This window comes from Pseudomonas sp. (assembly GCF_050739995.1).
Taxonomy (GTDB): Bacteria; Pseudomonadota; Gammaproteobacteria; order Pseudomonadales; family Pseudomonadaceae; genus Aquipseudomonas.
In genome coordinates this window covers 16645-29203 of record NZ_JBOICG010000703.1, presented here as the reverse complement: position 1 = coordinate 29203, position 12559 = coordinate 16645, and the positions used below count along the sequence as shown (strand labels likewise).

Sequence of the window (12559 nt, the reverse complement as noted above, 5' to 3'; positions counted from 1 at the left end):
TATGAACCCTGTTGCCTGGCCATTGCAGCCTTGGCGGCACGCAGCCGACGCACCTCTTTAGGGTCTGCCAGCAACGGCCGGTAAATCTCGATGCGGTCACCCGCGTTTACGGCACGCCCATCCGGATTTTCAACCACCTTGCCGAAAATCCCCAAAGGACATTCAGCCAAGTTCACCCCGGGAAACTGCACCGCAATCCCCGACGCTTGCACCGCAGCCCTCAAGCTCGTGCCCGCCGGCACCGCAACCGCCAACAAAACCTGGCGATCCACGGCGGCATACACCACTTCAATCTCAACCATGCAGTTGTTTGGCTCGCTGACAGAATGCGTCCACCAACGTATTGGCAGCCTGATTGAATAGAGGGCCCAACGTCGCCCGCACAATCGGACCGGCGTAATCGAAGGACAAGTCCAGGCTGATCTTGCAGGCTTTGTCGGTCAGCGCCTTGAACACCCACACCCCATGCAATTGAGTGAACGGGCCTTCCTGCAGGTTCATTTCGATGGACTTTCCCGGCACCAGCACATTGCGCGTAACGAAGTGTTGACTAAGCCCGCCCTTCGCCACCCCAACACTGGCAACCATATGCTCATCACTGCTCTCCAGAACCTCGGCAGCGGAGCACCACGGCAGGAACTCCGGGTAACGCGCCACGTCGTTGACCAGGTCATAGAGCGCCTGAGCCGGATAGGGCAGCAGGGCCGAACGTTGAATATGCGTCGTCATGTGAGCGTTATTTCCACTGCTGAGGCAAACATCGCGAAAAAACAGCCTGATTCGCGAGATAAAAAAATCAAAGAACTGCCCACATTGTCCGGGATTCGCACTACACGCTCAAGCACGCTGGTTGACCGTAGCCGACACGCTCGCAACTCCCTATAATGCCGCCCCTATGGCTAAACAAAAGAAACACCCCACAGGGACCATCGCGCAAAATAAAAAGGCGCGACACGATTACTTCATCGAACATCGGTTCGAGGCTGGTCTGGTCCTGGCCGGCTGGGAAGTAAAAAGTCTGCGTGCCAGCAAGCTGCAACTGGTCGACAGCTACGTACTGCTCAAGGATGGCGAGGCATGGCTGCTCGGCAGTCATATCACCCCGCTGACCACCGCGAGCACCCACGTGATTGCCGATCCGGTACGCACGCGCAAGCTGCTGCTCAATGCTCGCGAGATCGATAAGCTCGCCGCTGCCGTACAACAGAAAGGCTACGCCTGCGTCTGCCTGTCCTGGTACTGGAGCAAGCACTTGGTCAAGTGCGAGATCGCGCTGGGCAAGGGCAAGAAGGAATACGACAAGCGCGATACCGAGCGCGAGCGCGACTCCAACCGTGAGTTGCATCGCGCCGTGCGTAACAAGGGCAAGGAAGAGTAGCCCCTGTGACGATGTAGCCTGGGGCCACCCCAGGCTACATGCCTTTACGCCGCTCCGCCCTCGCTACGCGCTGAACCTCCTGACGCACTTCTTCCAACACTTCCTGCACATACAACAGGTGACGTGTTGAAACCTCCCGCGCCTGCTCGGCCCGCCCCTCGATAATCGCCAGGTACAAGTCCCGATGCTGACTGATCAGCATGTCTCGGGTTTCCGTGCGCTGCTGGTACATGCCACCGATATTGGTCACCACGTTGCGCTTGAGCAGATCGAACAGCCCGCGAATGGTGTGCAACAACACGGCGTTATGACTGGCCTCGGCAATCGCCAGGTGGAACCGCGCATCGGCCGCCCCCTCCTCCAACCGGCTCACCTCGTCCGCCCGGGTGTAGCAATCCTGTAAAGCCTCAAACGCTGCGGTCAGCCGCTCACGGTCGACCTCGGTGGCGCGCAACGCCGCGTAGTAAGCACAGGACGCTTCGAGGGTCTGGCGAAACTCCAGCAGGTCACGCTGCGCCTCAGGGTTGTTTTCCAGCAAATGCAGCAGTGGATCACTGAAAGTCGACCCCAGTGACTCCGCCACATAATTACCGCCGCCCTGGCGACTGACCAACAGCCCCTTGGCTGCCAGCTTCTGGATCGCCTCACGCAACGATGGGCGCGACACACCGAACTGCTCCGCCAGGGCACGCTCGGCCGGCAAGCGCTCGCCTGACTTAAGCGTGCCCTCAAGGATCATGCCCTCAAGCTGCTCGACAATATCGTCAGACAAACGGCGCTGACGCACCTGATCAAACCCCATAACTCACTCTCCGCCATCCCGACCACTCGCCGGGGTCTCTATTCTGGCCTATCGCCGCGCTTGCAGCACCTATCAGAACGCTCTTGATTGGCCCAACCAGAACCCCTCGTCCACGGCGCTACGACCAAAGTTTCGCGAGCGGCAAATTGACACACCCACGCCAAGGCTTTTACTCTAGCCGACAGCGACTGTAAATTGGTATTACCAATTATCCAAGCTGACTGAATAGTGCCTGACCAACAACAATTAGGGGCCATCCCATATGCAAACCTGGCAACAGCTCTACAGCCCTCTCGGCAGCCTCGGCCTGTCCGCACTGGCCGCCGTTATCCCCATCGTATTCTTCTTCCTGGCCCTGGCCGTGTTTCGCCTCAAAGGGCACGTCGCCGGGAGCATCACTCTGGCACTGTCGATACTGGTCGCTATCTTCGCGTTCCAGATGCCGGTGGACATGGCGTTCGCCGCCGCTGGTTATGGTTTTGCCTATGGCCTGTGGCCCATTGCGTGGATCATCGTCGCCGCGGTATTCCTTTACAAATTGACGGTCAAAAGCGGCCAATTCGAGATCATCCGCAGCTCGGTCCTGTCAATCACCGACGATCAACGCCTGCAGGTATTGCTGATTGGTTTCTGCTTCGGTGCCTTCCTGGAAGGTGCAGCGGGTTTCGGCGCCCCTGTGGCAATCACCGCCGCGCTGCTGGTGGGCCTGGGCTTCAACCCGCTGTACGCCGCTGGCTTGTGCCTGATTGCCAACACTGCACCGGTCGCGTTCGGCGCACTGGGGATTCCGATCATCGTCGCCGGCCAAGTGACCGGTATCGATGCGTTCAAGATCGGCGCCATGACCGGCCGCCAATTGCCGCTGCTGTCGCTGTTCGTGCCGTTCTGGCTGGTGTTCATGATGGACGGCCTGCGCGGCGTTCGCGAAACCTGGCCAGCAGCGCTCGTGGCCGGCCTGAGCTTTGCCATCACCCAATACTTCACCTCCAATTTCATTGGCCCGGAACTGCCAGATATCACGTCGGCCCTGGCCAGCCTGATTGCCCTGACCCTGTTCCTGAAAGTCTGGCAACCCAAACGTACTGCGGGCGCACAGATTGCCGGCGCCACGTCCAGCGCAGCGGTCACCGCCAGTGCCGGAGGCTTCGGTCTGCCGCGCAGCACAATCGCCTCGCCTTACAGCCTGGGGCAGATTTTCAAAGCATGGTCGCCGTTTCTGATCCTGACTGTGCTGGTCACTATCTGGACCCTCAAGCCCTTCAAGGCGATGTTCGCTGCGGGTGGTTCCATGTACAGCTGGGTCTTCAACTTCGCGATCCCCCACCTGGATCAAATGGTGATCAAGGTCGCCCCAATCGTCACCCACCCCACCGCGATCCCAGCCGTGTTCAAGCTGGACCCAATTTCCGCCACCGGCACCGCGATTTTCTTCTCTGCACTGGTCTCGATGCTGGTTCTGAAAATCGACCTTAAAACTGGTCTGACCACTTTAAAGGAAACCTTCTACGAACTGCGCTGGCCAATCCTGTCCATCGGCATGGTGCTGGCGTTCGCCTTCGTCACCAACTACTCCGGCATGTCGTCGACCATGGCATTGGTATTGGCCGCCACCGGCGCAGCCTTCCCGTTCTTCTCACCTTTCCTCGGCTGGCTGGGAGTTTTCCTGACGGGTTCCGACACGTCGTCCAACGCCCTGTTCAGTTCGCTGCAAGCCACCACCGCGCACCAGATCGGCGTCAACGACACCCTGCTGGTGGCCGCCAATACCAGTGGCGGCGTGACCGGCAAGATGATTTCGCCGCAGTCGATCGCCGTGGCCTGCGCCGCCACCGGCCTGGTGGGCAAGGAGTCCGACCTGTTCCGCTTCACCCTCAAGCACAGCCTGTTTTTCGCCACCATCGTCGGCCTGATCACCCTGGCGCAGGCTTACTGGTTCACCGGTATGTTGGTGCACTAAAGACCTGCACGTAATAGGGTAAGCATCGACGCCGCACCCCGGTCGCGGCGTCAACTATTCCTGGAGGACCGATGAGCCTGCCTGCTGCTTTTCTGCGCGACGCCGCACAACTGATCCCGCAAGATCGACGCTTCGACGACCCGCTTTCCACCCTGGCCTTCGGCACCGACGCCAGCTTTTACCGACTGATCCCACAACTGGTAATCCGCGTAGAGTCGGAGGACGAAGTAGTTGCACTGCTGCAACTCGCCCAACGTGACCGCGTACCGGTGACCTTTCGCGCAGCAGGCACCAGCCTGTCCGGCCAAGCCATCAGCGACTCGGTCCTGATCGTGCTGGGCGACAATTGGAACGGCCGCGAGATTCGTGGGCAAGGCACGCAGATTCGCCTGCAACCCGGTGTGATCGGCGCCCAGGCCAACGCATGGCTCGCGCCGTTCGGACGCAAGATCGGGCCCGACCCGGCGTCGATCAACGCCTGCAAGATCGGCGGTATCGTGGCCAACAATGCCAGCGGCATGTGCTGCGGCACGGCGCAAAACACTTACCACACCTTGGCAGGCATCCGCCTGGTGCTGGCTGACGGCAGCCGTCTGGACACTGAAGATGCAGCCAGTGTCGCGGCCTTTCGACAACAACAGGGCGCACTGCTTGAACGTTTGGCGACATTGGGTCGCGAGACGCGGGCAAATACCGAGCTGGCGGCAAAGATCCGCCACAAGTACCGCCTGAAAAATACCACCGGCCTGTCACTCAATGCGTTGGTAGATTTCGATGAGCCACTGGATATCCTCAGCCACCTGCTGGTGGGTTCCGAAGGTACCTTGGGCTTTATCAGCGCGGTGACGTACGACACGGTGATTGATCATCCGAACAAGGCGTCGGCGCTGATCGTATTCCCGGACGTCGAAACCTGCTGCAACGCGGTAACGGTATTGAAAACCCAGCCCGTTTCGGCAGTGGAGTTGCTGGACCGACGCAGCCTGCGCTCGGTGCAGAACAAGCCAGGCATGCCGGCTTTCGTACAGCATCTATCAGAAAGCGCCTGCGCGTTGCTGATCGAATCCCGCGCGGCGTCGCCATCGCTGCTGCAGGAACAACTCACGCTGATCATGGCCTCCCTGGCCCCGTTCCCGGTGGAAAAACAGGTCGACTTCACCGAAGACCCGCTGGAAAACGCGCGCCTGTGGGCGATCCGCAAAGACACTTTCCCCGCCGTCGGCGCCGTGCGCAAAACCGGCACGACGGTGATCATCGAGGATGTGACCTTCCCCGTCGAACAATTGGCCATCGGCGTGAACCGCCTGATCGCACTGTTCGACAAACATCACTACGACGAGGCGATCCTTTTCGGACACGCCTTGGAAGGCAATCTGCACTTTGTATTCACCCAAGGCTTCAACAGCAGCGAAGAAGTCGCACGCTACCAAGCATTTATGGACGACGTGGCGCAGCTTGTGGCGGTGGAATTCGGCGGTTCGCTGAAAGCCGAACACGGCACTGGCCGCAACATGGCGCCTTTCGTCGAGCTGGAATGGGGCAGCGACGCTTATCAGTTGATGTGGCAGCTCAAACGCCTGCTTGACCCCAACGGCATCCTCAACCCAGACGTGGTGCTCAGCGCAGACCCACAAATCCACCTGAAGCACCTGAAACCCCTGCCAGCGGCTGATGAGCTTGTGGATAAGTGCATCGAGTGCGGTTTCTGCGAGCCCGTGTGCCCATCGAAGGGGCTGACCCTGAGCCCGCGCCAGCGCATTGTGATCTGGCGCGACATCCAGGCCAAAAAACGCGCGGGCATCGACACTACCGAGCTGGAAGCCGCGTACCACTACCAAGGCATCGACACCTGCGCCGCCACCGGACTCTGCGCCCAGCGCTGCCCTGTAGGCATCAACACCGGCGACCTGGTGAAAAAGCTGCGCGCTCGCGACGCTGACCGTACGAAAACCGCCGAATGGCTGGCCAGCCATTTCGCCACCGCCCTGCAAGGTGCCCGCTTCACACTGCACGTTGCCAATGGTGCGCGCATGCTGCTGGGCGCACCGCGTCTTGCGAAGCTCTCGGCGAAAGTCACCCAGCTGTCCAAAGGCCAAATCCCGCAGTGGACCAACGCCATGCCGCAGCCGGAAAAAGCCATTCGCTTTAGCCCACCCGTTACCGACGAGCGACCACGGGTGGTGTACCTGGCAGCTTGCGTCTCACGCGCCATGGGCCCTGCAGCGGGTGATAAAGAGCAGATGTCGCTGTACGACAAGACCCGTGCACTGCTGGAAAAAGCCGGCTATCAGGTCGTATTCCCCGACAACCAGGACAACCTGTGCTGCGGCCAACCCTTCGCCTCCAAGGGTTACGCAGAACAGGCCGAACACAAGCGTCAGGAACTGATCGGCGCCCTGCTCCACGCCAGCCGTGGCGGCCTCGACCCGATCTATTGCGACACCAGCCCCTGCACCCTGCGGCTGGTGCAAGACCTCGGCGAAACACGCCTGGACCTCTACGACCCGGTGCGCTTCATACGCACACACCTGATGGACCGCCTCGACTTCACCCCACAGGAAGCACCCATTGCCGTGCACGTCACGTGCAGCACACAGCACCTGGGCGAAAGCCAGGCACTGATCGATCTGGCGCGGCGCTGCTCGAAAACCGTAGTTATCCCTGAGGGCATCCACTGCTGCGGCTTTGCCGGCGACAAAGGCTTTACCACGCCGGAACTCAACGCCCACTCACTGCGAACCCTCAAGGACGCGGTGCAATATTGCAGCGAAGGGATCTCCACCAGCCGCACCTGCGAGATCGGCCTGAGCCAGCATGGCGGCATCGATTACCACGGACTGGTGTACCTGGTGGACCGGGTCACCCAGGCCCGCGCACATTAAACCTGCAAAAAAACAGAACCCCGGCGCGCCGGCGCAGTCATCTGCATAGGTCTTCGCGATGAAGGCCATCCCCGACTTCGCTGGCTGCCCCAATCCGGGAGCAGCATCGAGCCTTATGTGTACAAGGAGAATACCGATGAAGCGTTCCGCTCTTGCTGGCCTGTTCATCACGGCAGCGATGCTGGCCTCCCCTGTTTTCGCGGCCGGCGAACCCGATCTGTGCCAAATCAACCTCGACAGAATCAACAACGGCAAGGCCTTGCTGGCCACCGACACCTCTGGCAAAAGCGGCGAAATCGACACTGCCGTCTCCCAGGCCAAAGCCGCTCACGCAGCCGGTGATGACAAGAAGTGCATCGAGATCACCTCCAAAGCCCTGCAAGACCTGCAGAATGGTGACAAAGGCGGCCAATAGGCCAGAGACCCGCTCAAGGCCAACCTTCGGGTTGGCCTTCTGTGACCGTTTGGCGTACACTGCATGAGCTTGTCACTCACTAAGAAACAACGAGTTACAAGCACGGGGCCGTTTAGGATTCGACGCCGGTTGCGAAACTTTAGGTGCATGCCGAGTTGGTAACAGAACTCGTAAATCCACTGTTGCAACTTCTTATAGTTGCCAATGACGACCAATACGGTGCTGCTCTCGCTGCTTAATTGCAGCTGACATGCACTCCTGATGCCTTCGGGCTCAGCAATCATCAGGGGATGTCTGTAAACCCAAAGTGATTGTCATATAGAACAGAATCGCCGTGCAGTACGTTGTGGACGAAGCGGCTAAAACTTACACAACTCGCCCAAAGCACCCTGCCCGTCGGGTCGCTGAGGGTTAACTTAATAGACACGGCTACGCATGTAGTACCGACAGCGGAGTACTGGCGGACGGGGGTTCAAATCCCCCCGGCTCCACCATTTGATCATCTAAAGACGTCCACGGACGTCTTTTTTTGTGCCTTAAATCCAGCAAATACAGGGCTTTAGCGGCTATTGAGGTCTTTGTAGCTTCTTGGAGTTCCAGAAGTTTTGGTATTCCATACGGTATTCCAGCCCCTCCGGTGCTAACCTTTGGAATACCAAATCAGTGCCTGAGGGAAATCTCATGACTGCTCAAACCCTCCGCCTTTCCGATCGACAGCTCAAGGGAGTCAAACCCGCGTCCAAGGATTACGTCCTCACCGACGGGGACGGTTTGCAACTGCGTGTACGCAGCAACGGCTCTTTGCTGTGGAATTTCAATTACCGTGAACCGGTGACTAAGAACCGAATTAATATGGGCTTTGGTACCTACCCAGAGCTTTCGTTGACGAACGCCCGAAAGATGGCAGTGCAAGCCCGCGAGCTGCTCGCCCAAGGCATCGATCCGAAAGTGCAGCGCGATACGCTAAATGAGGCCAAGCGCGCAGAAACGGAACACACTTTCGAGACCGTAGCCACTGCCTGGTTCGAGCTTAAGAAAGACTCGGTCACGCCGGCCTACGCCGAGGATATTTGGCGGTCGCTCACGCTGCATGTGTTCCCCGATTTGAAGACGACGCCACTCGCGAAAATCACCGCGCCGATGGTGATCGAGCTGCTTCGTCCAATCGAAGCGAAGGGCAGCCTAGAGACGGTTAAGCGCCTTAGTCAGCGGCTTAACGAGATCATGACCTACGGCGTGAACTCCGGCCTGATCTTCGCCAACCCGCTCAGTGGCATCCGGGCGGTATTCAAGAAACCCAAGAAAGAAAACATGGCCGCGCTCCCGCCCGAAGAGCTACCCGAGCTCATGCTAGAACTCGCAAACGCCAGTATCAAACGCACGACTCGCTGCCTGATCGAATGGCAGTTGCATACCATGACTCGCCCTGCAGAAGCAGCGACCACTCGCTGGGCAGACATCGATTTTGAAAGACGTGTCTGGACCATCCCTCCGGAGCGGATGAAAAAGCGCCGCCCACACAGCATCCCGCTAAGCGATCAAGCCATGGCATTGTTGGAAATACTCAAGTCCCATAGCGGTCATCGAGAGTATGTCTTCCCGGCAGACCGAAACCCACGTACTCACGCCAATAGCCAGACCGCCAACATGGCGTTGAAGCGCATGGGTTTTCAGGATCGCTTGGTCAGCCACGGCATGCGCTCAATGGCCAGCACCATTCTGAACGAGCGCGGGTGGGATCCCGAACTGATCGAAGTCGCGTTGGCGCATGTCGATAAAGACGAGGTTCGAAGCGCCTACAACCGGGCGGATTACATCGAACGCCGGCGTCCGATGATGGCTTGGTGGAGTGAACATATCCAGAAGGCGGCCACCGGCAGCCTGTCGGCAGCCGCGATCAATCACGCCAGAGACCTCAACGTCGTACCGATACGCTGAGCATTCTGGGGCCGGTGGCACCGGCTAAACCCCGTGTAGTGCAGCATGGCGATAGACTTCACGACTATCGCCATATCCCTCGCACGACTGCGCTTTTTCGGCCAAGCCCCTGAGTATGGGAAGGCTCCGCATTCCCATACTCAGGGGCTCACGCTTGAAGAACTATCAGCCAACCACGGCTTGCGCCTTTCTGCGGCGGATCAACCCTGCTGTTAATTCGTAGTAGTAGACGGTCGCAGGTGCTGAACAACGCAGAGAGTGCTCCAAAAACCATCTCACGTGCTTTTCCTTCCAGGACCAAGGAGTCGCGCAACCCCAGCGCTCACGAATCGCCTCTTGCATCCTTTCCGCCTGTCTGATGTGCCGCTGCCGCGTGACATGCGCCCCCTTGAGCACGGAACTCAGAAACAACGCCATGTCGAACTCGGACTTCATCGGCGACCTCCGATGTAGGCACTCACCACATCAATGCGGTTATGTCCCAACTCCTGGCTGATCTGCTGGCGGGCTTGCCGATCAAGACCTCGATCTTCTCGATGGCAACGACCGCCACTGACGGGTGCAGGGAAACCGGTCAGTTGCTCATAGCGCTCACAGGCGTACGCAGCCCGCAGTTCATGAAAGCCTTTCAATCCATGCTCATGCAGAATGTCCCGCGCTGGTCGCACCACTGCCTGTATGAAGTCTTTGTAGCTTTCATGAGGTGCTAACAGGTTTCTACTGCCCTTGGGTGAGGCCTCCCTCGCCCTGTCGAGGGCATCGAGAACTTGATCCGTGATCGCGATCCAACGTGGTGCGGATGCGCCTGACCGACCGCCTTTGGTGCCCTCCTGAATGTTGATCTTGCCCAGTTGCCGAGCCTCACGTTGCAGTCGGGGCAGGTCCGCCAGTATCGCTTCACGCAGGCGCATGCCAGTCTCCCGGGCCAGGTGCATAATTGCGCTTACTCGTTGCTGGCCCTGCTCTGACAGCGCCTGTGCGATCTGCTCGACCTGCACACGGTGTTGTCCTTGCGGTGCCTCACTGCGCACGCCTAAGCGCTGCAGGCCCAGCGCCTTACTCGGACTGGGAATTTTGACGTACTGATCACCGCGCAGCGCGGCCATCGTTCGGTTCACGCTGGACAGGCGGTTCTGCGCGGTGGCAATGCCGACGTTGCCCTGATCAACCTGCTCACGCACGTGAACGGCGTAGCGCAAAAGGATTTCGCGATCAATCTGTCGCGCATCATTGAGCCTCGGACCTTCATCGGATCGACACCAACGTACGAATACTTGCCAGCGATCGCTATGGGCTTTGACGGTCGCAAAATGGCCGTCACCAAATAGATCTTTCAATGCTTGCGGTCCGGCATAGCTGAGCTGGCGACCGAAGCCGAAATTACGCCCAGCTCGCTTACCGACCCGAGCCATTTTCCGGCTCCTGATCGACTGCAGCGAGCTTATGCAAAAGGGCTCGCCAGTTCTCACCCACGACGGCAAGCTGGGCCCAGTCAGTAGGGCGAAAACACAGCGTGTTGTCGTTGACGTAGAGATGCGCGCCCTCCTCTTTCAACCATTGGATAATGTTCGTCGCAGCTGTGTTGGTTGTACGGAGAGTGGCGACATCGGCGACAGCGGCGACAACCCTTGTTCTGCCGGGCTTTGAGCGTGGCGACAAAGTGGCGACACTGGCGGCGACAAAACGCGCTTTAGGTTCCTTTTGGCGTTGCGCCAGGTGATTGCGCAGTGCTTCGTCAAGATTGAACATGGCGCACCTCGAAGGTCTGGCCATCAGTGATCAGCCACTGATGATCAATCAACGCCACCAACAGCTTGGTGGCATGACGGCTGCTCTTACGGGCAAAGCGGGGGCCGTTGCGATTTAGCTCTCGAACACTGAAACGCTTCCAATCCTTCTCCTGTAGCCAGCGCAGCAACCGATCCGCCTCTTCCTTTACCCGGCACACCGGCTCCTGTTCGGTCAGCCGCTGAATCTCGGTGAGGTAGTAGCCCATCAAGGTCGAGGCCCGTTGGATATGGTCAACCTCCACGACACTGCTCTCCTCCACCACGGCCAAAATGCCAGCGACGCGCAGCAGGTTGTCGGCGGCTTTTGATCCGCTGGGCAGCACATTGGCCAGCTCCCCAAACTCACCCAACTGGGCCTCAATGGCGTCATGCAGATCAATCCAGCGACGACGGGCCAAAGGACTGAGAGTCAGCGGAGACAGCAACAGAGCACCGTCAGCGGAAAGTGACCACGGCTGATGAAACAGGGCCGAAAGGCGGTGGTGATATCGCTTCAGGGCGGGATCTTTGGACAAGTCCACAGATTGATAGCTGCGTTGTCCGGCCAGGCTAGTAGGCCAGGTCATCAGGCAGCGACCAAGGATGCCTTGCCCCTGCAGCAACGGGTCACTGAGTAACTGCATCGCCAAGTACGGTTGCAGCATCAGGTGCAAGCTAAAACGCCGGTCATAAGCCCGCAGACTTTCCCCAGCCATGGAGCGGGCGCGATCAATTGGGCTACCGTCCCAAAGCGACGACAAGGTCGTGACCGCTTTCAAACGGTTATCCCGACTCATGGTGCTGCTACCGAGGAATTGTCCTCCCTCATCACAGAACAGACCCATACTGGGCAAGTCATGACAGAGCCCCTTGATCAGCGCCTCGATAGTCGGGTCCGTGGTGATCAACCTAGGTGCCGAGGGTTCCTCTTCTACGAGAGCACGTTTTGCGGAGTCAGGATCGTCAGGATTACTACGCTGAGCCTGTTTTTGTACGGCACGGAATCGAGCAAGTTGTTCACGGTAGCGTTGCCACTGCTCACGCTCCCATTGCCGCGCGGGCAGCAAGGCACATCGATCTCCTGCTGTTTTACGATCTCCTGACGCGGCCACCGTGATCAGGTACAGCGACAGGGGGTAATTTCTTCCGTCGAGCTGTAAGCCCGCATGGCCTTGAGTAGCCAGGGCAGATGCAGCCAACACCGATTGCGCGGCCAATGCTTGGGGCACGCCGATGACCTCGGCCATTCGCTCCACCGCAGGCCCAAGAATTCCACCCAGTGCCTGCACCGGATAAGGTAGGGCCACGGGATTCGACTCAATCAGCGGTCGAGGTGATCGCGGTAGTTCAAGCTTCGGATCTAACTGCTGCATGGGCCCTCTCCTCGTTCATTGCTGGTTGTCCTCACATAGCCCCGC

At 59.0% G+C, this 12559-nt stretch carries 12 protein-coding genes and 1 other RNA gene; 6 read left to right on the top strand and 7 right to left on the bottom strand.

What is annotated here, in order from left to right; all coding sequences use genetic code 11:
- Window positions 1-302 (bottom strand): RnfH family protein (locus ACRESD_RS23860; protein WP_431753157.1); only part of this gene is annotated, 302 nt, incomplete at its 3' end.
- Window positions 295-729 (bottom strand): type II toxin-antitoxin system RatA family toxin, encoded by a 435-nt coding sequence (locus ACRESD_RS23855; RefSeq protein ID WP_016973780.1) that lies wholly within the window; start codon window positions 727-729, stop codon window positions 295-297. The genes ACRESD_RS23855 and ACRESD_RS23860, both read right to left, overlap by 8 nt.
- A 166-nt stretch (window positions 730-895) precedes the next feature.
- On the opposite strand from ACRESD_RS23855, the gene smpB reads away from it, so the two are divergent.
- The gene (smpB, locus tag ACRESD_RS23850) at window positions 896-1378 is read left to right on the top strand and encodes an SsrA-binding protein SmpB (protein WP_060752280.1); all 483 of its coding nucleotides are present in this window, start codon (window positions 896-898) and stop codon (window positions 1376-1378) included.
- Window positions 1379-1412: 34 nt separating this feature from the next.
- Here the strand turns inward: smpB and ACRESD_RS23845 are convergent, their stop codons facing one another.
- Window positions 1413-2180, bottom strand: a complete 768-nt coding sequence (locus tag ACRESD_RS23845) for a GntR family transcriptional regulator (protein ID WP_431753156.1) — start codon at window positions 2178-2180, stop codon at window positions 1413-1415.
- Between the two features lie 262 nt (window positions 2181-2442).
- Here ACRESD_RS23845 and ACRESD_RS23840 point away from each other — a divergent pair, with 262 nt between their 5' ends.
- From ACRESD_RS23840 to ACRESD_RS23820, 5 genes are all read left to right on the top strand, one after another.
- Window positions 2443-4137: a lactate permease LctP family transporter gene (locus tag ACRESD_RS23840; protein ID WP_431753155.1), complete on the top strand. Its 1695-nt coding sequence runs from the start codon at window positions 2443-2445 to the stop codon at window positions 4135-4137.
- A 71-nt stretch (window positions 4138-4208) separates the two neighbouring features.
- On the top strand, window positions 4209-7019 hold the full coding sequence (locus tag ACRESD_RS23835) for an FAD-binding and (Fe-S)-binding domain-containing protein (RefSeq protein ID WP_431753154.1): 2811 nt from the start codon (window positions 4209-4211) through the stop codon (window positions 7017-7019).
- 136 nt (window positions 7020-7155) lie between these two features.
- The gene (locus ACRESD_RS23830; RefSeq protein ID WP_431753153.1) at window positions 7156-7434 is read left to right on the top strand and encodes a hypothetical protein; all 279 of its coding nucleotides are present in this window, start codon (window positions 7156-7158) and stop codon (window positions 7432-7434) included.
- Between the two features lie 104 nt (window positions 7435-7538).
- Window positions 7539-7928: a transfer-messenger RNA gene (gene ssrA, locus ACRESD_RS23825) on the top strand.
- 187 nt (window positions 7929-8115) lie between these two features.
- A complete protein-coding gene (locus ACRESD_RS23820) occupies window positions 8116-9372 on the top strand; it encodes an integrase domain-containing protein (RefSeq protein ID WP_431753152.1) in 1257 nt (418 codons plus the stop codon).
- 165 nt (window positions 9373-9537) lie between these two features.
- On the opposite strand, the gene ACRESD_RS23815 is transcribed toward ACRESD_RS23820, so the two are convergent.
- The 4 genes from ACRESD_RS23815 to ACRESD_RS23800 are packed head-to-tail and all read right to left on the bottom strand — an operon-like array spanning window position 9538 to window position 12514.
- On the bottom strand, window positions 9538-9807 hold the full coding sequence (locus tag ACRESD_RS23815) for a hypothetical protein (RefSeq protein ID WP_431753151.1): 270 nt from the start codon (window positions 9805-9807) through the stop codon (window positions 9538-9540).
- Window positions 9804-10784 carry an integrase domain-containing protein gene (locus ACRESD_RS23810; RefSeq protein WP_431753150.1) on the bottom strand — a complete coding sequence of 327 codons (981 nt, stop codon included), beginning with the start codon at window positions 10782-10784 and terminating at the stop codon, window positions 9804-9806. The genes ACRESD_RS23815 and ACRESD_RS23810 overlap by 4 nt, the downstream gene beginning before the upstream one ends.
- Window positions 10768-11121 carry a hypothetical protein gene (locus tag ACRESD_RS23805; RefSeq protein WP_431753149.1) on the bottom strand — a complete coding sequence of 118 codons (354 nt, stop codon included), beginning with the start codon at window positions 11119-11121 and terminating at the stop codon, window positions 10768-10770. Before ACRESD_RS23805 ends, ACRESD_RS23810 begins: the two co-directional genes overlap by 17 nt.
- Entirely contained in the window at window positions 11108-12514 is a 1407-nt protein-coding gene (locus ACRESD_RS23800; RefSeq protein WP_431753148.1) for a YfjI family protein, read from the bottom strand. The genes ACRESD_RS23805 and ACRESD_RS23800 overlap by 14 nt, the downstream gene beginning before the upstream one ends.
- Between the last annotated feature and the right edge of the window lie 45 nt (window positions 12515-12559).